The organism is Shewanella waksmanii (assembly GCF_043643685.1).
GTDB lineage: Bacteria > Pseudomonadota > Gammaproteobacteria > Enterobacterales > Shewanellaceae > Shewanella > Shewanella waksmanii_A.
Genome location: NZ_JBHZSN010000007.1, coordinates 77,643 through 100,029 on the forward strand (window position 1 = coordinate 77,643; position 22,387 = coordinate 100,029).

21 protein-coding genes and 1 pseudogene are annotated in these 22,387 nt (G+C 42.8%); 15 read left to right on the plus strand and 7 right to left on the minus strand.

Features of this window, described 5'->3' with window-relative positions; translation table 11 throughout:
• Positions 1 to 85 precede the first annotated feature (85 nt).
• Together ACHUFW_RS12530 and ACHUFW_RS12535 are read right to left on the minus strand one after the other, a co-directional pair.
• The gene (locus ACHUFW_RS12530; protein ID WP_394203512.1) at positions 86 to 898 is read right to left on the minus strand and encodes a substrate-binding periplasmic protein; all 813 of its coding nucleotides are present in this window, start codon (positions 896 to 898) and stop codon (positions 86 to 88) included.
• A 321-nt stretch (positions 899 to 1,219) separates the two neighbouring features.
• Entirely contained in the window at positions 1,220 to 2,059 is an 840-nt protein-coding gene (locus tag ACHUFW_RS12535; RefSeq protein ID WP_394203514.1) for an isopenicillin N synthase family dioxygenase, read from the minus strand.
• 438 nt (positions 2,060 to 2,497) lie between these two features.
• On the opposite strand from ACHUFW_RS12535, the gene ACHUFW_RS12540 reads away from it, so the two are divergent.
• On the plus strand, positions 2,498 to 3,403 hold the full coding sequence (locus tag ACHUFW_RS12540) for a bifunctional methionine sulfoxide reductase B/A protein (RefSeq protein WP_394203515.1): 906 nt from the start codon (positions 2,498 to 2,500) through the stop codon (positions 3,401 to 3,403).
• A gap of 42 nt (positions 3,404 to 3,445) precedes the next feature.
• Here the strand turns inward: ACHUFW_RS12540 and ACHUFW_RS12545 are convergent, their stop codons facing one another.
• Positions 3,446 to 4,273 carry a DUF2797 domain-containing protein gene (locus ACHUFW_RS12545; RefSeq protein ID WP_394203517.1) on the minus strand — a complete coding sequence of 276 codons (828 nt, stop codon included), beginning with the start codon at positions 4,271 to 4,273 and terminating at the stop codon, positions 3,446 to 3,448.
• A gap of 178 nt (positions 4,274 to 4,451) precedes the next feature.
• A complete protein-coding gene (locus ACHUFW_RS12550; RefSeq protein WP_394203519.1) occupies positions 4,452 to 4,952 on the minus strand; it encodes a glycine cleavage system transcriptional repressor in 501 nt (166 codons plus the stop codon).
• A gap of 178 nt (positions 4,953 to 5,130) precedes the next feature.
• On the opposite strand from ACHUFW_RS12550, the gene ACHUFW_RS12555 reads away from it, so the two are divergent.
• From ACHUFW_RS12555 to ACHUFW_RS12575, 5 genes are all read left to right on the plus strand, one after another.
• Positions 5,131 to 7,389 carry an ABC transporter permease subunit gene (locus ACHUFW_RS12555; RefSeq protein ID WP_394203521.1) on the plus strand — a complete coding sequence of 753 codons (2,259 nt, stop codon included), beginning with the start codon at positions 5,131 to 5,133 and terminating at the stop codon, positions 7,387 to 7,389.
• A gap of 60 nt (positions 7,390 to 7,449) precedes the next feature.
• The gene (gene pstA, locus ACHUFW_RS12560) at positions 7,450 to 9,102 is read left to right on the plus strand and encodes a phosphate ABC transporter permease PstA (protein WP_394203522.1); all 1,653 of its coding nucleotides are present in this window, start codon (positions 7,450 to 7,452) and stop codon (positions 9,100 to 9,102) included.
• Between the two features lie 79 nt (positions 9,103 to 9,181).
• Positions 9,182 to 10,000 carry a phosphate ABC transporter ATP-binding protein PstB gene (gene pstB / locus ACHUFW_RS12565; protein WP_394203524.1) on the plus strand — a complete coding sequence of 273 codons (819 nt, stop codon included), beginning with the start codon at positions 9,182 to 9,184 and terminating at the stop codon, positions 9,998 to 10,000.
• 320 nt (positions 10,001 to 10,320) lie between these two features.
• On the plus strand, positions 10,321 to 11,022 hold the full coding sequence (gene phoU / locus ACHUFW_RS12570; protein ID WP_394203526.1) for a phosphate signaling complex protein PhoU: 702 nt from the start codon (positions 10,321 to 10,323) through the stop codon (positions 11,020 to 11,022).
• Positions 11,023 to 11,265: 243 nt separating this feature from the next.
• Positions 11,266 to 11,628: a YajD family HNH nuclease gene (locus tag ACHUFW_RS12575; RefSeq protein WP_394203528.1), complete on the plus strand. Its 363-nt coding sequence runs from the start codon at positions 11,266 to 11,268 to the stop codon at positions 11,626 to 11,628.
• A 181-nt stretch (positions 11,629 to 11,809) separates the two neighbouring features.
• On the opposite strand, the gene ACHUFW_RS12580 is transcribed toward ACHUFW_RS12575, so the two are convergent.
• Positions 11,810 to 12,766, minus strand: a complete 957-nt coding sequence (locus ACHUFW_RS12580) for an integron integrase (protein ID WP_394203530.1) — start codon at positions 12,764 to 12,766, stop codon at positions 11,810 to 11,812.
• Positions 12,767 to 13,116: 350 nt separating this feature from the next.
• Here ACHUFW_RS12580 and ACHUFW_RS12585 point away from each other — a divergent pair, with 350 nt between their 5' ends.
• The 3 genes and pseudogenes from ACHUFW_RS12585 to ACHUFW_RS12595 all read left to right on the plus strand — a co-directional run.
• Positions 13,117 to 13,536: a T6SS immunity protein Tdi1 domain-containing protein gene (locus tag ACHUFW_RS12585; protein WP_394203531.1), complete on the plus strand. Its 420-nt coding sequence runs from the start codon at positions 13,117 to 13,119 to the stop codon at positions 13,534 to 13,536.
• Positions 13,537 to 13,659: 123 nt separating this feature from the next.
• Positions 13,660 to 14,523: a hypothetical protein gene (locus ACHUFW_RS12590; RefSeq protein ID WP_394203532.1), complete on the plus strand. Its 864-nt coding sequence runs from the start codon at positions 13,660 to 13,662 to the stop codon at positions 14,521 to 14,523.
• 246 nt (positions 14,524 to 14,769) lie between these two features.
• Positions 14,770 to 15,046 (plus strand): annotated as a pseudogene (locus tag ACHUFW_RS12595) (hypothetical protein); the annotation flags it as partial.
• A gap of 125 nt (positions 15,047 to 15,171) precedes the next feature.
• Here the strand turns inward: ACHUFW_RS12595 and ACHUFW_RS12600 are convergent.
• Positions 15,172 to 16,095 carry a hypothetical protein gene (locus ACHUFW_RS12600; RefSeq protein ID WP_394203534.1) on the minus strand — a complete coding sequence of 308 codons (924 nt, stop codon included), beginning with the start codon at positions 16,093 to 16,095 and terminating at the stop codon, positions 15,172 to 15,174.
• A 440-nt stretch (positions 16,096 to 16,535) separates the two neighbouring features.
• On the opposite strand from ACHUFW_RS12600, the gene ACHUFW_RS12605 reads away from it, so the two are divergent.
• The 3 genes from ACHUFW_RS12605 to ACHUFW_RS12615 all read left to right on the plus strand — a co-directional run bounded on the left by ACHUFW_RS12605 (position 16,536) and on the right by ACHUFW_RS12615 (position 17,895).
• Entirely contained in the window at positions 16,536 to 17,132 is a 597-nt protein-coding gene (locus tag ACHUFW_RS12605; RefSeq protein ID WP_394203536.1) for a class I SAM-dependent methyltransferase, read from the plus strand.
• A 113-nt stretch (positions 17,133 to 17,245) separates the two neighbouring features.
• On the plus strand, positions 17,246 to 17,494 hold the full coding sequence (locus tag ACHUFW_RS12610) for a hypothetical protein (RefSeq protein ID WP_394203537.1): 249 nt from the start codon (positions 17,246 to 17,248) through the stop codon (positions 17,492 to 17,494).
• 98 nt (positions 17,495 to 17,592) lie between these two features.
• Positions 17,593 to 17,895, plus strand: a complete 303-nt coding sequence (locus ACHUFW_RS12615; protein WP_394203538.1) for a hypothetical protein — start codon at positions 17,593 to 17,595, stop codon at positions 17,893 to 17,895.
• A 138-nt stretch (positions 17,896 to 18,033) separates the two neighbouring features.
• Here ACHUFW_RS12615 and ACHUFW_RS12620 read toward each other — a convergent pair whose 3' ends face one another.
• On the minus strand, positions 18,034 to 18,273 hold the full coding sequence (locus tag ACHUFW_RS12620; protein ID WP_394203539.1) for a DUF1289 domain-containing protein: 240 nt from the start codon (positions 18,271 to 18,273) through the stop codon (positions 18,034 to 18,036).
• Positions 18,274 to 18,495: 222 nt separating this feature from the next.
• Here ACHUFW_RS12620 and ACHUFW_RS12625 point away from each other — a divergent pair, with 222 nt between their 5' ends.
• The 3 genes from ACHUFW_RS12625 (at position 18,496) to ACHUFW_RS12635 (ending at position 22,315) form a co-directional block, all read left to right on the plus strand.
• On the plus strand, positions 18,496 to 19,683 hold the full coding sequence (locus ACHUFW_RS12625; protein WP_394203541.1) for a chemotaxis protein: 1,188 nt from the start codon (positions 18,496 to 18,498) through the stop codon (positions 19,681 to 19,683).
• Between the two features lie 88 nt (positions 19,684 to 19,771).
• Positions 19,772 to 21,007 carry a methyltransferase gene (locus ACHUFW_RS12630; protein WP_394203542.1) on the plus strand — a complete coding sequence of 412 codons (1,236 nt, stop codon included), beginning with the start codon at positions 19,772 to 19,774 and terminating at the stop codon, positions 21,005 to 21,007.
• Positions 21,008 to 21,265: 258 nt separating this feature from the next.
• On the plus strand, positions 21,266 to 22,315 hold the full coding sequence (locus tag ACHUFW_RS12635; protein WP_394203543.1) for a 3-oxoacyl-ACP synthase III: 1,050 nt from the start codon (positions 21,266 to 21,268) through the stop codon (positions 22,313 to 22,315).
• Positions 22,316 to 22,387: the final 72 nt, after the last annotated feature.

The window sequence follows — 22,387 nt, forward strand, 5'->3', positions numbered from 1 at the left end:
AGCAGAAGTTGCCATAGGCCACAGCTTTTTCATACGACATTTCAATGACTAAACAGTGTGTTTTAAATTAAAGATAATCTGAGTTTTATTGCTGTGCTTCCAAAGATGTGCGGTTTTTACTGGCAAGGGTATATTTAGCAATTATTTGAGCAATTTTGTGGTCTTGATGCATGCTTATGATAGCCGCATTAAGCTTATTGATCAGAGCTTGTGGCAGATCTTCACTGTGGGATAGGTGGATGGTGTTAGGTTTTATGGTGTCGCTAAAATCGGCAAAATCGAAATCTTGTTTATTAAAGTGATATCGGTTGATGGTGTAATGGCTACGAATACCCATAGACACAAACGCAATACCACGTCGGTTTTTTAACGCTTTTAACGCGCTCTGGTGGCTGTTAACCGTCACCGCATTGATTTGCCCTGACTCAATATACTGATCCAATCCAGGGTAGCTATATCCGGTTAATAAAATAACCGATTTTCCAAATAGCTCGTCGATAGTGCGGTAGTTGAGCTCGGTGGCAGCCAAACTGACTAACTGATGTTTAACGGTAAATAGTGGCGTCGCAATCAGGTTACTATTTTGAATTTCAACGCCGCTCACTTTAGCCCATGCTGGCGAGCCGTAACTTAACCATGGCTGTTTGTCTTTATCATGCATACTGCGTATATAGCGCAGAAATGGCGCATGCTCGGTGGCTAAGCTGATGTCTAAATGATGCTCTGCGAGTTCGTAGACAATATCAGTAATAATGCCACTGTAATGAATGGCATGGTGTTGCGCATCCACGATTTGGAAAGGCTCAGCTTGCTGGGCGATGACTAAGTAGGTCAGAGGTTTTGCGGTGACTGCAGTCGGTGCCAACAGGAATAGGCAAAAGACAAGCCATTTGAGCATTTCTGAGCAACCTTTATTATCAATGTGTTAGCTATTTGTTGTGCTAAAACATAATCGTTTGTGATTGCCTTGGCAAGGCTGGAATTTAAATAACTTGCTGTTTCTTTGAGTTTTTGTGAGCTGTCGCTGTAACGGTTCTATCTGATATTGAAGCCGCAAAAGTGATGTGAAATGTTAAAATTGGCTGTTTATATATCCAAAGTGAGTGTTTGTGGGGAAAGATGTTGAAATATGTATTGTTTGTGGATTTTTATCTGGCAAATTATTTCTATGCGAGGTCAGCACATTGCCCTTGGGGCAATGTGCCATAAATTAGGTTATTTAAATTACGCCAAGCTCACGTAACCGCTCCATTAAATAACTATCCGCGGTGTAGCGCTCAGATAACACCACCTCTGGTTTAGGGTGTAAAAACAGGGGTAGAGAAATTCGAGAGCGGCTCATGTCAGTCCCTTGTGGGTTAATCACGCGATGAGTCGTCGACGGGAAGTAACCATTAGACGCTTCTTGGAGCATGTCACCAATGTTGATAATTAAATTACCAAAATCACAGGGCACATCCAGCCAGCTGCCATCTTTCGCTTTTACCTGTAAGCCAGGTTCGTTTGCTGCAGGTAAAATAGTGAGTAGATTAATATCTTCGTGAGCTGCTGCACGAATGGCACCAGGCTCCTCATCACCAGACATTGGCGGGTAATGTAGCACCCTAAGCAAGGTTTTGTGGCTTTGCTCAATCATTTTAGGCAGAGCAATTGAGTAGTTAACGGCAATGTCTGCGGGCGTATGTTGCTCAACCCAATCTAAAAGCTCCGCGGCGAGATCATTGGCTTGCTGATAATAAGCTAAAATATTATCTCGCAATGCGTCAGGGATCCGGCCCCAAGGATAGACATGATAGTACTCTTTAATATCTTTGACCGTCGCGCCTTTTGCTGTCTCTGAAATTTCGGCTGGAAAAAAGCCGTCCTGAGTTTCTGGTTTAAAAAGAAACTGCTGCTTTTCATCGCTATTAAAAAACGCTTGCCATTGTTGATAAATGGTTTCAACCAGCTGTTTATCAATAGGGTGCTGTGTTAGCACACCAAAACCGGTTTCGCGTAATGACTGCACAAATTTCTCAGCACTATCTTTAGCTTGGTAATTAATCGTTGGTAGTTGCATAGTTGGTATTATTTGTTTATTCGACCCAGCAAAGATAGTAGCGTGCAAAATTATTTGCTGCAAACAAGTGTGACATAAGTCACTGTTTTATTGTTTTAAATTATAATAAGGGTGATCGTTCTTTACGAATAGCTTCGTATTAACATGAGGATAGCGATAAACAAGCCATGGTCATTTAATTTTGCTAATATCTTAGTGGTTTAGTCGGATATTGTGTTGTTAAGCGAATAAGTAAAATTCGCTGACAAGTTTTCCTGATATGGTCGGTCTATATAGGGAGCTTTTTTGGCTGCCTACTTCTTCGTTGAATAACTTTCTAATAGAACCACTATTACTAAAGTTATTCGTCTCGAACTAGTTTGCCCAAAATAGCTCTGAGTAGATCACTTTCTTATGCCGATTGGTATAAACAGAGTCAATAGAAAAGGTAACAATGAGATGCGCAAACTAACCGAGTTTGAACGTTATGTCATAGAACAAAAAGGCACCGAGCGGCCATTCAGTGGCGAATACCACATACATGATGCTAAAGGGGTTTATCACTGTAAACGTTGTGATCAGCCGCTTTATCTCAGTGAACACAAATTTAATGCCCATTGTGGCTGGCCGGCATTTGATGACGAAATTGCTGGCGCAGTTAATCGTTATCCCGACGCAGATGGTCAGCGCACCGAAATTGTATGTAGTGGTTGTGATGCACACCTTGGTCACGTGTTTACTGGCGAAAGGCTAACGGAGAAAAACTTACGCCATTGTGTTAATTCGGTGTCGATGACATTTAAGGCCATTGATAACATTGACGATGCGGCCACATCAACTCAGATGGCAACATTTGGCGCAGGCTGTTTTTGGTGCATAGAAGCGATATTTGGTCAGCTAAAAGGTGTGGTTAATGTCCAGTCTGGCTACAGTGGTGGCAGTGAAGCCGACGCCAACTATAAAGCAGTATGTCGTGGTGACACTGGTCATGCTGAGGTGGTTCATATTGAGTTTGACCCTAAAGTGATTGGTTTTGATGAACTGCTAGCAGTATTTTGGCAAAGCCATGATCCGACCACGTTAAATCGTCAAGGTAATGATGTCGGCCCGCAATATCGTTCGGTGGTGTTTATCCATAATAGCAGCCAAAGTGATTTGGTTAATCAACAGATAGAAGAGATGACCAGAGCTCGTGTATGGGCTGACCCCATCGTGACTCAAGTGGTTGCCTTTGAGCGGTTTTATCCTGCAGAGTCATATCATGATGACTATTTCGCACAAAATGGCGAGCAGCCATACTGCCAAATGGTGGTGAAGCCAAAAGTGGATAAAGTAAAGAAGTTGTTTGCAGAAAAGCTCAAGTAAACAAGGATGCGTTGCCCTGATTGCAACGCATCCACAACACGGTTAACTCAGCTCAATTTCATATGAAGTGAATTTACGAAGGTTGATGACGCCAGTGTCGAAAATTAAATATTGGCCTTTAATACCTTGCAAAATACCGGACACTTCAGGGTTTTTGTCAAAGTTGTGTGAGGCAATTTTGCTAGGGTAAACCGTCACAGGGAAGCGGATAGATTGTGGGTCAATATCCAAACGCTCAATGGCATCTGCGCCAAACTGGCTGCTAAGCTCAACCAGCTTGGGTTCAATTTGCGCAATGAGTTGTTTCGTTTTCGCCGTTAAATCAATGGCTGACTCATCGCCTTTAAGCATGGCACGCCAATTGGTTTTATCGGCAATCATCTTAGCCAGTTCAACCTCAATCAGTCCAGATAACTGCCTACTGGCCACTTTTAAAATAGCGAGTGCTTGCGTTGCACCTTGGTCAATCCATCTTGTGGGCAATTGCGTGTGGCGAGTAATACCCACCTTTAAGCCGGATGTGTTAGACAAGTAGACATAATGCGGCACAAAGCAGTTTGCTTGGCCCCACTCAGGTTCACGGCAGGTCCCTTGGTCATAGTGGCAAGTTTCTGGTTTCATAATACACATGTCGCAGCTAGCGAGTTTTTTCATGCAAACAAAACAGTGACCTTGGGAGTAGCTCTTTTTGGTCTTCTTACCGCAGTTACAGCAGTGAATATTACCGGTATGTACCAGTTTAAGTGGTTTACCAATAAATTGGTTCATATCGACGAGCTGTTCGTCTAATGGAAGTTGATAATTGACATCGCCTTGCTCGTTTAAGGCGCTTTTCATTTTTCTAATATGGCCAATAGTGGTGTTTGACATTGCGTTTCCAAAGCTATTTTTATGATTTGGTAGCAAGTCTAACAGATTATTATTGACAACTTAGAACGATTTTATCGATTAGCAGTCGCGCTAAATAGCCCAAATGGGCAGGATATATTTGTTAATAAAAAAGGCCAGCTGTAAAGGCTGGCCCATTAGCATTGAGTGTGTGGCTAATTTAGCGTTCAAGTTTGTCTAAAACAACATCATCACCAATGGTATACAGCGCTTCCGTTAAGGCTTCATCACTGTTTTGCGCGGTCTGGCCAACGGTAAAGGTGGCTTTAAACAGTGCGACACCTGTGTGGCTGGCACTTTCATATTGGGTACTAAAGTGTTCAATATTCATGCCGGTTGCGTTAATCTTGTTCGAGATTTCATGCACCAAGCCTGGGCGGTCGTAAGCCACAACACTATAGCTAAGTTGCTGTGTGGGTGGATTTTCTTTCCCGGTCTTTGCGTAAGTTAAACTTAGCCCTTCAATACACTCTAGGCTGTCGACGAGGTCATCCCAGTTATTTGCAGGAACTTCAAGTAACAAAATGGCAGCAAAAATACCATTAATGTGACGTAGTTCAGAATCTAACCAGTTACCCCCATGACGGCTGACAGCATGGGCTATTTGTTCTACTAAACCGGTTTTGTCGGCAACCTGTAAGGTTACTAAATATCGTAACATTTTGATAAAACTCCACTAATTAATAAAAAAGCTGACATTGCCCCACTGTAACACTAGTGTCATCTTTACGTCATATAATCCCACACGTCTGAAATTGGGTTGCGATGACTATTGTTAGCATAGCGATGTTCACAATCCCAGAAAAAAGTCTACTGAAACATAATAAACGAGGTTTTTAATGGAAGCTCAGGTATCTCAACCTGGTTCTACGCCGACAAACCTATTAATGGTTAAAGGCTCTAGTAGAAGGGCGATTAAAGATAGATTGACACAGGCAGGTGTAACCTTAGGTGGCACAATGGTATTTGTGGCACTACTGCTGATTTTTTTCTATCTCCTATATGTAGTAAAGCCCATTTTTGATGGGGCAGAAGTTGCGCCTGTTAGCCAAATCAGCCTAGGTAGCGATACTGCACCGGCACTGATGGTTGGTGGTGATGAGCAAAATGAAGTCCTGTACCGTGCCGGTACAGATGGTGTCGTAAGTTTTTATCGCGCATCAAGTGGCAGCGAGATTGAGACCAATACCATTGCTATTCCAGAGGGTGCGAGCATCGTAAGTAGCGCGACATCCGTCCCTAGTGAGCAACGTTTTGCTTATGGGTTATCAAATGGTCAGCTGATTATTGCGGGTATCGATTTTACTGTCACATACCCTAACAACCAACGCCTGATCACCCCAAAACTGCGCTTTCCGCTAGGTGATCAGCCGCTACAAGTTTCAGAAGATGGTTCTGGATTAAATAATCTCGCCTTTGCCTATGAAAGTGACAAAATGTCATTTGCCTACCAAAGTGACGACAAAACATGGTTTCTGACTCGCAAAGAGGGTGAAGAAAACATGATGACTGAAGAGGTTGAATGGAGCAGTTACCGTGGTGTGATTGCTGATGCCCCGCGCAATGTCGATCAACAGCTGATGACACCCGATCAGCGCCAATTGATGCTGCGTGCTAACAATAAACTGTTCGTGTATGACATTCGTGATGCAGAAGCGGTTCGCCTATTACAAGTATTAGAACTTGAAAGAAGCCAAGCTAAAGTGACTCAAGTGAGTTTGCTGGCGGGTGCCAGCTCAGTGCTTGTGTCTTATGACAACGGTTTAGTGCTGCAGTATTTCCAAGTCAATGGTGAGAAAGGTCGCCAATATCAGCAAATTCGCGAATTTAAAAACAAAAGCGCGATTGCGGCGATGGCCAGTGAATTTTACAGAAAGAGTTTTGTGACAGTCAGTGAGCAAGGTGAACTCAATCTGCTTTATACGACCAGCCAACGTAAATTACTGACTGAAACATTTGATATTAGCAATCCCGTAGCGCTTGGCTTTACACCTCGCTCTAACGCCTTAGTGGTTGAAGCAAACAATCAGCTTCACCTATTTAGTGTCGACAACACCCACCCTGAAGTCTCATGGAGCGCCATGTGGAGCAAGGTTTGGTATGAAGGTTATCCAGAGCCACAGTTTGTATGGCAGTCGACATCGGGTTCTGATGATTTTGAAGCTAAGTTAAGCCTGACGCCACTGGCATTTGGTACCATGAAAGCGGCCTTGTATGCGATGCTATTTGCAACGCCATTAGCCATTGCTGGTGCCATTTATACTGCTTACTTCATGTCGCCTAAAGTGCGCGCTGTGGTCAAACCTACCATTGAAATTATGGAGGCTTTACCAACGGTTATTTTAGGTTTCTTAGCTGGCCTTTGGTTAGCACCGCTGATTGAAGATAACTTACCCGGCATCTTAGTGTTACTGCTACTGTTACCGCTGTCGATATTAGTGACTGCCTTTGCATGGTATCAGCTACCTGGTAAGTGGAAGCAACGTTTACCAGAAGTTTACCAAGAGCTGATGCTGTTACCTGTGATTATTTTCGTCGGCTGGTTCTCTTTTTACATCAGCCCAACCATTGAACTGGCGTTCTTTGGTGGCGATTCACGGATGTTTATCACCAATGAGCTTGGGATTACCTTTGACCAACGAAATGCACTGGTAGTTGGAATTGCAATGGGCTTTGCAGTTATTCCAACCATCTTCTCTATTGCCGAAGATGCGGTATTCTCGGTACCTCGTCACCTATCAAACGGCAGTTTGGCGCTAGGAGCAACTAACTGGCAAACCTTGACTCGAGTGGTACTACTGACCGCAAGTCCAGGGATCTTCTCTGCGGTAATGATGGGATTAGGCCGCGCCGTAGGTGAAACCATGATTGTACTGATGGCAACGGGTAACACTGCGATTATGGAGTGGAGTGTATTTGAGGGGATGCGTACGCTAGCGGCGAACATTGCGGTAGAAATGCCTGAATCAGCCATTGGTAGTTCTCATTACCGCGTACTGTTCTTAGCGGCCTTTGTGTTGTTTATCTTCACCTTCTTCTTTAACACCATTGCAGAAGTGGTGCGTCAGCGTCTACGTGAACGCTATAGCTCACTTTAAGGGGAAAATGGATGTTTAACGTAAAAGTATTATCGCCTGAATCCGTAAGAGGTTGTTGCAATGGGTAAGTGGTTTAAGTCAGGGTCTCCATGGATATGGATGACAGGTGGTGCAGTCAGTATCAGCCTCATCGCCGTATTAGGATTGTTATTGTTAATTGCATGGCGTGGACTCAGCTTCTTTTGGCCTGCTGAAATTTACCAGTGGGAGCTGGTAGACCAGTATGGCAATGAATCGACACTGATTGGTGAGATTTATGACCGTGAAGAAGTGCCAACAGAGCGATTAATCTCTGCCGGACACAAGTTTAATGATCACCCAGGTGACACGGTCACACGTTATTTGATTAAAACCGGTAACCGTGAGTTTGTTGGCCTCGATTTCCGCTGGGTGTTGGCAACCGATATTGTTTCTCGCACTGTCCCTGAAGGGATTGCCAAAATGGAGCGTACCAAAAATGGTGACTTCTATGGTTATCCAATTGCGATTGTCGAGGATGGTAAACGATTAAATTCAGACGATGTCGAAGCCGAATTTGAAACCTATATTGAGCGTGCGGTAGAGCTAAGTGAAAAAGCGGTTGGTCTGCAAAAGCGTGAAATTGGTGCCATTAACCATAAGCTTGAGCAGCTGCGACTCAAAGAGCGTCGTTATGAGCTAGAAAATGCATTGACCGATAGCCGCAAATTAGAGCTACAAGCGCAGCGTGACACCTTGCAAGCTGATTACCTCGTGCTTGAAAAAGAGTTCTTTAACCTGCGCAGTGAAGCGGGTCGTGATGCAGTTATTGTTAAAGATATGCGCGGCCAAGAAGTTACCTTGAAAATGGATAGTATTCTGGGCGTGACTTACTCAAACCGTCTAGGGGTATTTGGTAAGGCGGCGCACTGGGTAAAAGGGGTGATCAACTTTATTACCCACGACCCACGTGAAGCCAATACTGAAGGTGGGGTGTTCCCAGCGATTTTCGGTACCGTGTTCATGGTGATGCTAATGGCGGTGATTGTGACCCCATTTGGCGTGATTGCCGCAATTTACCTGCATGAATATGCTAAGAAGGGCCCAATCACTAAGATGATCCGTATCGCGGTGATTAACTTAGCCGGTGTACCATCGATTGTTTACGGCGTATTTGGTCTAGGCTTCTTCGTCTACATGCTTGGTGGCTCAATTGACCAACTCTTTTACCCAGAGGCACTTCCTGCGCCAACATTTGGCTCGCCAGGGGTGATTTGGTCTGCACTGACATTAGCAATTTTGACATTACCGGTTGTGATTGTGTCGACAGAAGAAGGCTTAAGCCGTATTCCAAGCTCAGTACGCCAAGGTAGTTTGGCACTGGGGGCAACTAAAGCTGAAACCCTATGGCGGATTATTATTCCGATGGCAAGCCCAGCAATTATGACCGGATTAATTCTTGCGGTTGCGCGCGCGGCTGGTGAAGTTGCGCCGCTAATGCTGGTTGGTGTGGTGAAGTTAGCGCCAACATTGCCAATTGATATGAACTTCCCATTTGTGCATTTAGAAAGAAAGTTCATGCACTTAGGTTTCCATATTTATGATGTCGGTTTCCAAAGCCCCAATGTTGAAGCCGCACGTCCTTTGGTTTATGCAACGTCGTTTTTGCTGGTATCGGTTATCGTGACCTTGAACTTAACCGCCATTGCAGTGCGTAACCATTTACGTGAAAAATATCGTTCACTAGAACATTAATTTACAGCCAAATTTGAAAGCGCTCGCGTAGTGGTCGAGCGCTTTAAAAACAGTTATCCTGAAGTGATTAGGAATAGATATGATTTCGATAGACAAATCGGTAATGAAAACAGACACCTTAGATTTGGACAACCTAACTCCAGAGCAGACCGCGTTAGAGATCCGTAACTTGGATTTGAAATACGGCGACAAGCAAGCGCTTTTCGACGTTTCGATGAAAATTCCGAAAAAGAAAGTCACTGCTTTTATTGGACCAAGTGGTTGCGGTAAATCAACCTTATTGCGTTGTATTAACCGCATGAATGACTTGGTTGATAACTGTCATATTGGCGGTGAAATCATGCTTCATGGCCAAAATATCTATGACAAGAAAGTCGATGTTGCGTCATTGCGCCGCAACGTGGGTATGGTGTTCCAGCGTCCTAATCCGTTTCCTAAGTCAATTTATGAAAACGTGGTTTACGGCCTGCGTCTGCAAGGTATCAATAACCGTCGCGAATTAGATGAAGCCGCTGAACGTTCACTACGTGGTGCAGCGATTTGGGATGAAGTGAAAGACCGTCTACATGATAACGCGTTTGGCTTATCAGGTGGTCAGCAGCAGCGTTTGGTTATTGCCCGTGCTATCGCTATTGAGCCTGAAGTACTCTTGCTTGATGAACCTACATCAGCACTGGATCCGATTTCAACGCTGACGATTGAAGAGTTGATCACCGACTTAAAATCTAAATACACCGTGGTTATCGTTACTCACAACATGCAACAGGCGGCACGTGTGTCTGATCAAACCGCGTTTATGTATATGGGTGAGCTGATTGAGTACGCCGATACCAACACCATCTTTACCACGCCAAAACAGCGCAAAACAGAAGATTACATCACTGGACGATATGGCTAATCGCCTTATACCAATCGGTATAAGAAAGTGATCTACTCAGAGCTATTTTTGGCAAACTAGTTCGAGACGAATAACTTAAGTAATAGTGGTTCTATTGGGAAGTTATTCAACGAAGAAGTAGGCAGCCAAAAAAGCGCCCAAAGGGCGAGTTTTAGCACTTCTGATACTGTGTAAACGAACTTGAACGTAGAGTAACTATGTCCTTCATTCGTTGCCTTGTCTCAGAAGCGCTAAACTCTCGCTGAGTGATCACATCTTTATGCCGATTGGTATTAGTTTAATAGTGCTATTTTAAATCAGATTATTAAGGTTATTAGATAATGGAAAACATGAATTTAAATCGTCATATCTCAGGCCAGTTTAACGCCGAGCTTGATGATATTCGCAACCGCGTTTTGGCGATGGGTGGTTTAGTTGAAAACCAACTGCAAGAAGCCCTCAATGCATTGGTATCACTTGACGCTGACTTGGCACAAAAGGTGATTGAAGGCGACCATCGAGTTAATGACATGGAAGTGTCAATTGACGAAGAGTGTACCCGCATCATTGCTAAGCGCCAGCCTGCTGCCAGCGATTTACGTATGATTATCGCGATCTCAAAAACCATTGCTGATTTAGAGCGTATTGGCGATGCTTGCGTAAAGATTGCCAATGCCGCACTCGATAAACGTTTAAAGAACCAGCAGCCGCTTTTAGTGAGCATTGAAAACATGGGACGCCATGCCACACGTACTTTGCATGATACCTTAGATGCGTTAGCGCGTATGGATGCAGAGGTGGCGATTGAGCTGCACCGTGAAGATAAAAAACTCGACAGTGAATACGAAGGTATCATTCGTCAATTAATGACTTACATGATGGAAGACCCGCGCTCAATTCCAGAAGTGCTTGATGTACTTTGGGCTGCCCGCGCAGTAGAGCGTGTAGGCGATCGTTGTCAAAATATTTGCGAATACATTATCTACTTCGTTAAAGGTAAAGATGTACGTCATACTTCATATGAAGAGATGAAAAAAGTCTAAACCGCCAAGGGCGAATTTACGCAAGTAAGCGATGAAACTAAAAAGCAGCCATTAGGCTGCTTTTTGTTTTTTTAATGGCGCAAAGTAGTATTTGTCGATCGGGCGCCAATTGCTGAGGCTTAAGGTTGAAACTGGTGTTATCCAAGCTTATTCTTGGCAGATGCGCCAAATAAGGCAAACAATGCAAAACAGCACAAAATAAGACAAAACAACACAAAACAAATGTGAATAAGAGAGTAAGCAATGTCTGATCAACCAAGTAAACTGGACCGCGTATTGGCTCAAGCAAGAGAGTACAAAGCCAAACGCGAAATGGGGTATCGCGAGCAAGCGTTAAAACTATATCCGTGGATCTGCGGCCGCTGTACCCGTGAATTTACCCATGCCAACTTAAGAGAGCTCACAGTGCACCATGTGGATCATAACCACGACAATAATCCCTCAGATGGCTCTAATTGGGAATTGTTGTGCTTGTACTGCCACGACAACGAACATGCCAAATATGAAGAACTGATCCAGTACGGTGACACCACTGAAACCAAAGTCGAAGCCGCCACATACAATCCATTTGCGGATTTAAAAGGCATGATGAATAAGAAGAAGTAAGGGGTGGTGGCCGTTGTGGTTGAGTGATTAGATAGAAGCGAACAACTGAAGTTGGCTTAATATCATGGTAACAATTGGTTTTTCGAACTTAGGATGGCAATGTTTAATCAAATTAAACGCAACAGGCTTATCCATATGGAAATTAGGTTAGAGAGGAGTTAACGCTAGCAAGCACTTTACGTTATTTATCGAATGGACTAACAATTCCTGATTGGTGTAGGCCCGCTACGTGTGTGTATATTTGTGTCGTTTTAATATCTTTATGGCCCAATAGTTCTTGTAAAGTCCGTATATCTGCACCGCTTTTTAATATGCTGGTAGCAATTGAGTGCCTGAAGGTGTGTGCGGTAACCCGCTTTTCGATACCCACATCTTTAACCGCTGATCGTAATGCCCTAGTAAATGCTGTTGGGTGTATGTGATGACGACAGACATACCCGTCAGTAGGATGGAGGCAGCGGTGACTCGCAGGAAAAATATATTGCCAGTACCATTGTTTTGCATTGTGTTGGTATTTTCTTAATAAGGCAGAGGGTAGGGATGCAATACCGTGACCATCACTTAGATCACGCTCGTGGATTAACTTCACCAGCTCAAGATGAGTTTTTAATCTTTCATTTAAGCCTTTAGGTAGTATAGTTTTACGATCTTTTCGGCCTTTGCCACGAAATATAAATAGTGAGTTATCGGTAAAATCAACATCTTTTACCCTTAACTTTAGCGCCTCATTAAGCCTTAAACCACCACCAAATAAAATTGAAGCAATGAGACTATATTTTGCCGGTAAAGCGCCAATGATTGTCATTGCCTCATCTTCATTCAACACCTGAGGTAACCTAACGGGTTGTTTAGCATAGGCATAATTTAATGCTTGTGTATCGATATTGAGGACATGCTTATAAGCAAACACGATGGCACATAATGCTTGTTGTTGTGTACTACTAGATACCTTGCGATGTACAGCAATATAGGTCAAAAAGTCTTCTATATGCTTAACAATAAGTTCTCTAGCATTATTAATTTGATGAAACCTTATGATGCAACGATTCCAAGATAAATAGCTCTTTTCTGTTTGGTAACTGTAGTGACGGATGCGAATCGCATTGCGTATGGCCTCTAAAAATCCGAGTTTAGACATATTCTTTCCAAAATCTATCGATACTGTATATTTATACAGTTATAATTTATTTCAAAGAATTTGCCACTTTTATCGGACAAAAAATAGTAATAATACGCACCGATAAATTTGTCGGGTTTAAAATAATTACTATTTATCATAGGCTTAAAAAATCCTTGCGAACTTTCAATGGACTCGATAAATGTGCTTGTTCAGTTTTGCGGCGTGTTTAAATCTTAACGTTGTAGCTGGAATAAGATTAGTCTCTTTACATCAATAAGTTACATTGATATGTTGAATGTAAATTAACATTTTAAGCAGGGATTTATCCGAGACGCAGGATAATAAGCTGTTAAATTTAAAGGGAACTTATGTACCACTTATTCGAAGAACCCCTATCTTCGGAAGTCTTAGATGAATGGGTAGATCTGGCTGGAGAATACTCTCTAGTTAAAGGCTACACCGATTTTGGTGATCTTTTCCTTATCAACCCTAAGTCAAACGAAGTCGCCATTCTATTTACAATGGAAAACACTATCGAGCCTATGGGGTTTACAGATTGGCAGCGCTTTGTAGATAGAGTTCTGCTAAATCCCGGGTTTCAAGAAGATGTCATGGACTTCGCCTTCAGAGATAAGGTACGAGCTCACTGCGGGGAGCTAGGAGAGGAAGAGGTATATATTGCTACTCCTTATCCATTTATTGGCGGTTCAGGGGCTCCCGACACCTATAAAAAGGGCAATGTCTGGGTCTATCTAGCTATTTCATCCCAAACGTGGGCGAAAATTTAACAAAGCTATTCACCGGAACAGCAGTCCTTCGTTGCAATTTATGCACTACGCTGCCGCTTCGTTAACATAAATTATAACTACAGCCCGCTGTCCAGTGATAGCGGCGTTATCTGAAGGAATAGTATGAAGCTAAAGGTCGAGCATTTAAATGATAAAGGACAAATAGAAGACATAGAGCTTAACTTGTCCTACTTGCAATTTATTAAGCATTTAGCTTTTGCTGGAATGGGAGTAAATAGGTCTCCGTATAATTCATTTCGATTTTTGGGGTTTATGTTTGAATTTGTCCAATATTGGGGGCCTGAACCTGACCATTTTTCTATCCCAGAAATAATTTTTAATGACCCAACTGAGCTGGGTCAAATTTCAAATAAAATTGGAAAGGCTCTAGCAGATTTCTTGTCGAAGAAAATATATGGTGCCAAATATACTCATAACTATGAGGATGCAATGGTCCAGAACGGTTATCCAATAAAGGGCGAAAGACCCGATTTATACTGTGATACTCGATCAAAACAGTTTGCAGTGGAAGCAAAAGGGTTCAAAGCCTCAACAGTGTCTGCGAATAAAATGCTTAAACACAAGTCACAGTCTAGGAAAGGCCCTGTTCAGGTACATTTTTCAGTAGCCAGTGTGGCTTATAATTTGTACCAAGCTCCGAGTGTGAAATTCCACGACCCAATTGGTGATGATGTCAAATACTCGATAGATATTAATAACAAATTGATCGCACTCTACTATCGCTCAATCATAGACTCTATTAAGCAATTACATTTGGAACAGTCTGAAGACGCTGAACGTATACCAAATGATTTCATTGCATATCACCTTCCAGCAATATACCCAAAAAATAAAGTATATTTATTGCTACATGAATCAATAGTGAGTGGGGAATGGGATCAAGTGGAAGAGTTTAACCCGCGTAGAACCGAAGAAAGGTATGATACATATATTGATGCAGATGGTGTTGGGCTGTGCATCAGATAACAAGTCAATAAACTACGCGCCCTTTGGGCGCCGGACGCAGCAAGCTGCGCTGGTTATTGAAGCGTTAAGTTACCAAGGAAGATATGCGTAAATTTCTGGCATTGGATAAACAATCTCAAATAGACTTGCGAGAAAAGTATCCTGATCTTGATAAGTTGTACGCTGTGGAAGATACTGATTATTAATGGCTGGCTTATATTTTAATGGGCTTATATTTTTATTTTGCGCATATAACAAGGAGGTTGCATGCCAAGGCCTAGAAGAACCCTCATTAGTCTCGAAGATACTGCTTACTATCATTGCTGTAGTCGCGTTGTTCGGCGCGCTTTCTTATGTGGTGATGATAAATACACGGGCAAAAATTATGACCACCGTCGTGGTTGGGTAGAGGCTCAAATCTTGAAACTTACCGAAGTATTTGCCATTGACGTGGCAGCCTATGCGCTCTCTGTTATAGACAGGGAGCAACCACCTTCATGTCGTCCTACATATTGATATTGAACAAGTTAATGCCTGGTCAGATTGATTACTAATGGCTTATGTTTTAGCATTTGTTTCGCAAAAGAGTATACAACGGTTTCAGGCACTTTAGCTTGGCGTTATGTGTATTAACCCTAGCTATTTGCATTTTTCAAAGTGCAAGAACAGTTATTTGGAAAAATACTGTTTCTTTAGTTCGTGAATCACTTGTGTACTTACCCAATAAATATTCGACGCGCCGCTAGGTTCATTGTAGCGGCCAAAAAATAAGAACTTACCATCAGGCGTAATTCTAGCGACAGATTCTGTGTGATGTGTGTTAACTGCGAGACCTAGGTTTAAGGGCTTTGACCATGATCCATTTTTTTCCTTAAAATAAACAAATATGTCATGGTCTTTTCTATCTTGGTTGTCTTTGTTAGGGGCGTTCACTAATAAATAATCTTCATTTGGTGAGATATACCCATGAATACCGAACTCAATATCCATAGGCTTGGGTGTTAGAAACTCACCATTCTTATTTTCAGCATAATACATTTTACGCTCTGACATATTCGTAAAAATTAGGTCTCCATTTAGCCCTTGATTCATATCAGATAATCGCCCGTCGTTATAGGGTAGTTCATACCTTTTAGCCTCACTAAACCCGCTTTTAGTGGGAATTACATACCAGACTCCAGAATCCTTGGAGCCAGGCTTGCGCCCTGTAAAGTAAACTCTGTTTTCATTTAAGCTTGCATGCGGGGTTAACTCATAGGCCATTTTACTTTTCGTAAAATTAGCTCTTTCGGGCTTTGTCCATATGTTGTTTTCCACTTTTGAATAATAAATTTGTGGGTCTGTATCAACGCCTTCGATAATATCTAACGTTGTAAAGTACATTTCTGTTAAATCTTGCGAAAATGAAACACCAAACTCATAGCGCCCATCGATTGAAACTGTTGCAGGAGCAAAGGGTTCAGCTATTAAACCAGGTGTTTCTTGACCAAACCATGGTCCCTGCAAATTAGGAAACGATTTAGTTTCACTCGCATTGACGACTATAGAGGTAAGCGCGATTAACATACAGCATATTTTTGTTATGTTTGTCATGATGGACCTTTAAATGTTCTATTGTAATTATTAAGTACGCTATCTAATAATTGCCGGGTTAAAGTAAAAAGGTGCTAGCGAATAAACTGTATTTATTCTGACATTGTTAAACCTGTGGGAAATATATCACTTTAATAAAAATACACATTCTAGTTAACTGTAACATGATGTAAATTATCAGCTTAAATACTGGGCGTATGCTGTCTAAAGTGAATGTAATTAGTACGAAGGTGTTTTGACTTATGTAATAATAGGGGCTTTGGGGTCGGTTTGTTTTTGTATGTTTTCACCAAAAGTAAAATTAGTACGTCTAGTATCTTTTAAACATAACAAGCAAATCAACGGGAAAAATAACAGTTGGTTTTGCTCCTTCGTCGCTTATTTTATCCAAGCACTATGCGCCGATTAGTAAGGCATTACGTGTTTAATGGAGAAACAACTTGAGTAAATGGGATTCAGTGGCAAGTTGTGTAGATTTTAATCTAGAAATTTCCACACCTGATCTGTTAAACATAATCCCAACCGATTCAAAAATTCTTGATTTTGGTTGTGGCTATGGACGTATATCTCAGCAACTGTACTCGTTGGGCTACCTTAATTTGGTTGGCGTCGATAGTTCGCCGGAAATGATTAACCGTGGCCTTACTGAGTTCCCTCATCTCGACCTGAGGTTTTCTAAATCAGCTAAGCTACCATTTAGAGACAACACGTTCGAGGCAGTCATAACCTGTGCAGTTTTTACTTGCATCAACGACATTGCAGAGCGCATGTCGGTATTTGAAGAGTTAACACGAGTGCTTAAACCTCAAGGTATAGCCTACCTAGCTGAATTCAGCTCCCAAGAGAGTATTAAATTTGATTCTGGACAAGGCATCCCCATGTGGCACAGCAGTCATTATGAGTTAGAAAACTTAATCAAACCGATGAGCTTGTTAGTATCAAAACAGTCTAATACTGAAACCATGTCTGGGTATAAAAGTTACGTAAGCCACATCTTTGCGCAAAAAACACCTAAAAAGTCATTTGGCAATGGATGATTACTCTCTTTACATCAATAAGTTACATTGGTGTGTTGTGCGATTGTTAAATTTTCGGCAGGGATTTATCCAAATCGCTGGATAATAAGCCGTTAGTTGATTAAGGATGTACATTGAAAAATCTCGTTCCTCTGGTTTCATTAGGCTTTATTTTAGGTGGCTGCGTTTCTGCAAAGTCCATTATGTTTCCCGTCTATGTTGAACCCAGTTCTAATATCAAGCAGGCAAGCTTAACCATTGAATTTGAAGATGCGAATTTTATTAAGAATAGTAATTCCGTTAACAAGAAAATACTGCGTTTTAAAGGAGAGGATGAGTCACCTTATTGCTCTGCAGAATCACCTGAATTATTGCGATTTTAAATAATGTTGCTTATGCGGCAGGAATCGACTGGTACGCTGATAAGGGTGAAAATATTAATGCTGTCACAGTTAAGGTCCCAGCAAACGAGCCTTTTAGAATGTCTGCTTTTTTTTCTATCACCAAGACGTTTGAGCAACGGGCCCAAGGGGTTTATATTGAAACTGAGTATTGCCAACCAAACCTTGAGTTTGTTCCACAAGAAGGTAAGCGTTATCTAGCTTCTTATAATCATATTAAGAAGCAGTGTAACTGGACGTTATCAGACATATCAGATGACGATAAAAAGCCATTGAAGTTTACTGCATTCAAGCCGTGTATTACTGACAAAGATCCAAGTCGAGCGGAGTTTAATCATGAGCCCGCAGGTTGGGAAGACCATGTTAGGAAGTTGAACTTATAACTGCTCATTCAGATGCTTACAAATCAATTGGCACAAAGGTGATTGTGGCAATTATTGCCGTTTCGCTATTTATCGACTGGGCGCTGGTACTTTCAAGACTGTTGTAATCACCTAGCTGTCGTAATCAATAGCGCTACGCTAATCAACAGGGCGATCGGCGATACGTGCTTCAGCTGCTAACCATTTTGCACGGCTAATGATTTGTTTATTTTCTGTGGGGCTGACAAGGTGCTTTCGAGCTTGGGCCTTTTGGCAAATTTCGGCTTTAACTGCATCACTGGCGGCAGACCAACCGACGATTTCATCGATGTGTCGAAAGCATCCAACGCAATAGTCTTCATCATTTAAGCCGCACTTGGCTACACAGGGGGATTGCATAATTGTTCTCTTGTCGACGGGATGGCGACAGTGTATGTGACTCAGCTCACATCTTCAATTGCTTTCAATGCAAACTAACAGACAAAATTGCATAAAACCTTTGCGACTAAAGCGTAAAGCTCAGTTGAATATTGGTTGAGATATCAATGCGGTGATAAACTTATGTAGTTAACAACCGCTGCAGTAACCGATATTGTTCGGTTAGATAGGTATGAGGCATTTATGAAAACAGTTTGGCGCAGTGTATTGGCGTTTTTTGTCGCGATGATTTTGTCCGCATGTTCACTACTTGAGGTAAAACTTGAAAGTGGTATTGAGCCTTTACCCCAAGAGCAGCTTAATATGCGCTTGTTTAGTCGTGACTATAGTCAGTCGTTCTTTATCGGGGTAGAGCACGCTGCCGATGATATTGCCGAGCGCGCTAAACAAGATGAGCTTACCTCTGCCGATATCACGGTGCGTTCTAATACGTTAATGTGGAAAATTAATGCCGAAGAAGCACTGAGCCGAAGCATTTATCAAAGCTCGCCTGTAGCAGCGATGGTCGATACCTGGGTATTAACCGCGCAGATGAGTCAGTTTTTTAGCCAAGGTGCCGGAAAAGACTTATTTGGTGAGCATCAGTTAATCGCAGTTAATGCGAGTAAAAAATTACAGCAAGATTTTGAAACCACAGTAAAAGGTTTTGTGTCCAAGTCAGATTTTAGCAAGCATCAAAAGTTTGTTGAGCAGTATGTCGCGAGTAACCCATTGCCCGACCTTAGCTTTGCTAGGCAAACGGCTTTTCAAGCATGGTTACAGTACAACCAAATTAATGAGTTTGAAGCTGTCACTACCTTTGGTACCTTGCCAGAGGTGATGAGTGACATATCAGATCGTATGGCGATGATTTCAGAGCAAATGCCGAAGATATTGGGATGGAAAGCAGAATTGTACGCACTGCACTCTAATATCAACTCCGAAGAGGTACAACGCACCCTTGAGAGCATTGCTGATACCTCAGCTAAATTTCAAGTGCTAATGGCCCAAAGCCCCGAAATGATGCAGTCGTTAGCGGTTGATTTACGCCGTGAATTAACACCGCTATTGAATCAATTAAGTGCGGTGACTGACGATAAACTATTGCAGTTATCGACAGAGCGTGAAGCACTAACCTTAATGGTGAAAAATGAGCGCTTGGCCATAGAAGAGATGGTGGCCAGAGAACGTATGGCAGCCGCTGCCAATTTAGAGCATATTTCCCAGCTTACTGTGGCAAAAGTTTTTGATGAACTGGGTAAGTTACTGCAAGATCTGATTATTTATATCATTCTATTTATTATGATCGTGGTATTTGTGCCGCTATTTTTGGGGATTTGGTTAGGTAAACGCATGGGACAACGCGCTGACGCCAAGCTTGTCGGTAAATAGTCTCAATAATGAGTAGCCTTGTTAATGTATAGCCCTGTAGATAAATCGGTATGTTGAGCAATAGCCAAGTAGATTGGCAGTCAAACACATGAAGCTAGCAAGTCAATTTAAACAGCTTGATCAGCTGTTAACCCAATTGCGGCCATTATGGCAGGTCGAGGCATTTAAATGTCGTCATCTGCCATGGGCTGAGCTGTTTCCAACACTTGCCGACAAAGTCTGGCAGATTGCAGATCAAGAGCTAGAATCGCTCGATGCGGACCGCCATTCCTTGTATCACACCTTTCTGCCGGCATTGCAGCGCGACTTACAAGCAAATGGGGCCGATATTACTGTTGAGTTATTACACCCCGATGCACTGCCTTTGCTAACGCCAGCAGCAAAAGCGCAAGGGACTCAATTGGCCGATGATGTTGCAGCCCATTTTAGTGCTCACATTAAAGGGCGCAAGTGGCAACAAATCCAACTTTTTGCAGATACCATCCCGCAATCTGAACGGACTGTATTGGAGTGGTGTGCGGGTAAAGGTCATTTAGGTCGATTGATTGCTAAACAGCAAAACCGCCATGTCACCAGTGTTGAGTGGCAAGCGCCGCTTTGTGAGTCAGGCCAAGCGTTTGCGACTAAGTGGCAATTGTCCCAAGAGTTTGTCTGCCAAGATGCCTTTGCTGCTGATAGTGGCCAGTATTTTAAAGCAAAGCAAACAGCGGTTGCCTTGCATGCCTGTGGCGACCTGCATGTGCGTTTGCTCAAGCAAGCCAGTGAAGCCGGAACTCAGCAGATTGCTATTTCCCCTTGTTGCTACCACCTTATTCAAGATAAGTATTACCAGCCGTTAAGTACGTTTGCCAAACAGAGTGAATTAACCTTAAGTCGCCATGATCTACAACTGCCATTGCAGCAAAGCGTGATTGCCAGCGATAAACAGCGACAACAACGGTTGCAGCAAGTGGCTTGGCGGCTCGGTTTTGATGAGTTGCAACGCTATCAAACCGGAGTTGATGCCTATTTGCCGGTGCCGACCATGAAGCAAAGCCAGTTAAACCAGGGCTTTGAGGCATTTTGCTATTGGGCGGCAGAGCAAAAGCAGGTTAAGTTAACCGCCCCTTGGCAAGCGCAAACGTTTTTAGATAAAGGCATTGCAAGGCAAAGACTCACCAGGCGAATCGATCTGGTTGCCCATCTGTTTCGGCAAGCACTAGAGCGCTGGCTACTTCTTGACCGAGTTTGTTACTTGCAAGAGCAGGGATATCGGGTCGAATTGTTTAATTTTTGTGATTTCTCTGTCACACCTAGAAATGGCTTAATTTGGGCTGAAAAATGATGAAAAATGCAGCTTGCGAATGAAAACGGCCATAAGGTTATGTTTCTTAATAGTTAAAATAAGATATCATATTTAAATCGTGGTCGATTTGCTGCAAAAACAGCGCCCTACATTGTGGCCTATAAGTGAAAAAAAGCCATTTAAAGTGGTTTTTTATTGAATGATGCGTGTTTTCTTGTTCAAATGACGGGTTAACATTGAATAATAATATTTGTCGACGCCAATTTTGTCGATAAAGTGAGCGAAATATACTGTTTCATGAAATATTCCCGCGTTTATATTAATAGCCTAGCTTATGAGTTGGCGCCTGAAGTCGTCTCAACCTCGGAGCTAGAGTCTAGACTGGCTCCTTTATATCAAAAGTTTCGTATTCCAATGGGGCAGTTAGCTGCACTTACGGGTATTGATGAGCGTCGTTGGTGGCCAAAAGGGCATAGATTATCGGATGGTGCATTGGTTGCGGCCAATAAAGCCATTGATGAAACTGGCATCAAGGTCAGCGACCTTGGAGCTGTTGTGTATACCGGCGTATGCCGTGATCAACACGAACCTGCCACAGCTTGCCGTATTGCCGCTGAATTAGGCGTGTCAAAAGATACAGCAATTTACGATATCAGCAACGCTTGCCTAGGTGTATTAAGTGGTATTTTAGATATCGCTAACCGTATTGAGTTAGGCCAAATTAAAGCGGGTCTTGTGGTGTCATGTGAGTCAGCAAGACACATTGTGGATATCACCATAGACAATATGCTCGCTGAGCCAACCATGAAAAACTACGCACAATCATTGGCAACGCTGACTGGTGGCTCAGGTGCGGTAGCGGTGCTGTTGACCGACGGCAGTGTTGATTTGAAATCAGATCGTCAACATCAACTATTAGGTGCAAGTCATTTATCGGCGCCCGAGCATCATAATCTGTGTCAGTGGGGATTACAGGAAGCTGGCTTACAGCTTTACCGCGAATTCATGCGCACAGATGGTGTGGCACTGTTAAAAGAAGGGGTTGAGCTTGCCAGACACACTTGGACTCACTTCCTTGAACAGCGCAACTGGTTGGTTGAGCAAGTCGATAAAGTGATTTGTCATCAGGTTGGCGCGTCAAATCGTAAACAAGTGCTAACCGCATTGAATATCCCTCAAGAGAAAGAGTTCCCGACCTATCAACTGCTCGGCAATATGGGGACGGTGTCTCTACCAGTGACCGCGGCGATCGCCCACGATCAAGGCTTCTTGCAAAAGGGCGACCAAGTCAGTTTCCTCGGTATTGGCAGTGGTTTGAACTGCATGATGCTGGGTATTAAGTGGTAATGCTTAGCCACGATTGATATTCACGTCCCCTACAAAAATGACCTGTGGCAGCGATAGCGCTGACCACGGGCT

Coding starts and splice junctions, on each gene's coding strand:
- ACHUFW_RS12620 (WP_394203539.1), bottom strand. CDS start 18,273: ATGCAATCCCCCTGTGTAGCCAAGTGCGGCTTAAATGATGAAGACTAT.
- ACHUFW_RS12630 (WP_394203542.1), top strand. CDS start 19,772: ATGAAGCTAGCAAGTCAATTTAAACAGCTTGATCAGCTGTTAACCCAA.
- ACHUFW_RS12540 (WP_394203515.1), top strand. CDS start 2,498: ATGCGCAAACTAACCGAGTTTGAACGTTATGTCATAGAACAAAAAGGC.
- phoU (WP_394203526.1), top strand. CDS start 10,321: ATGGAAAACATGAATTTAAATCGTCATATCTCAGGCCAGTTTAACGCC.
- pstB (WP_394203524.1), top strand. CDS start 9,182: ATGATTTCGATAGACAAATCGGTAATGAAAACAGACACCTTAGATTTG.
- ACHUFW_RS12585 (WP_394203531.1), top strand. CDS start 13,117: ATGTACCACTTATTCGAAGAACCCCTATCTTCGGAAGTCTTAGATGAA.
- ACHUFW_RS12615 (WP_394203538.1), top strand. CDS start 17,593: ATGTCTGCTTTTTTTTCTATCACCAAGACGTTTGAGCAACGGGCCCAA.
- pstA (WP_394203522.1), top strand. CDS start 7,450: ATGGGTAAGTGGTTTAAGTCAGGGTCTCCATGGATATGGATGACAGGT.
- ACHUFW_RS12580 (WP_394203530.1), bottom strand. CDS start 12,766: ATGTCTAAACTCGGATTTTTAGAGGCCATACGCAATGCGATTCGCATC.
- ACHUFW_RS12555 (WP_394203521.1), top strand. CDS start 5,131: ATGGAAGCTCAGGTATCTCAACCTGGTTCTACGCCGACAAACCTATTA.
- ACHUFW_RS12530 (WP_394203512.1), bottom strand. CDS start 898: ATGCTCAAATGGCTTGTCTTTTGCCTATTCCTGTTGGCACCGACTGCA.
- ACHUFW_RS12575 (WP_394203528.1), top strand. CDS start 11,266: ATGTCTGATCAACCAAGTAAACTGGACCGCGTATTGGCTCAAGCAAGA.
- ACHUFW_RS12635 (WP_394203543.1), top strand. CDS start 21,266: ATGAAATATTCCCGCGTTTATATTAATAGCCTAGCTTATGAGTTGGCG.
- ACHUFW_RS12600 (WP_394203534.1), bottom strand. CDS start 16,095: ATGACAAACATAACAAAAATATGCTGTATGTTAATCGCGCTTACCTCT.
- ACHUFW_RS12545 (WP_394203517.1), bottom strand. CDS start 4,273: ATGTCAAACACCACTATTGGCCATATTAGAAAAATGAAAAGCGCCTTA.
- ACHUFW_RS12550 (WP_394203519.1), bottom strand. CDS start 4,952: ATGTTACGATATTTAGTAACCTTACAGGTTGCCGACAAAACCGGTTTA.
- ACHUFW_RS12535 (WP_394203514.1), bottom strand. CDS start 2,059: ATGCAACTACCAACGATTAATTACCAAGCTAAAGATAGTGCTGAGAAA.
- ACHUFW_RS12625 (WP_394203541.1), top strand. CDS start 18,496: ATGAAAACAGTTTGGCGCAGTGTATTGGCGTTTTTTGTCGCGATGATT.
- ACHUFW_RS12590 (WP_394203532.1), top strand. CDS start 13,660: ATGAAGCTAAAGGTCGAGCATTTAAATGATAAAGGACAAATAGAAGAC.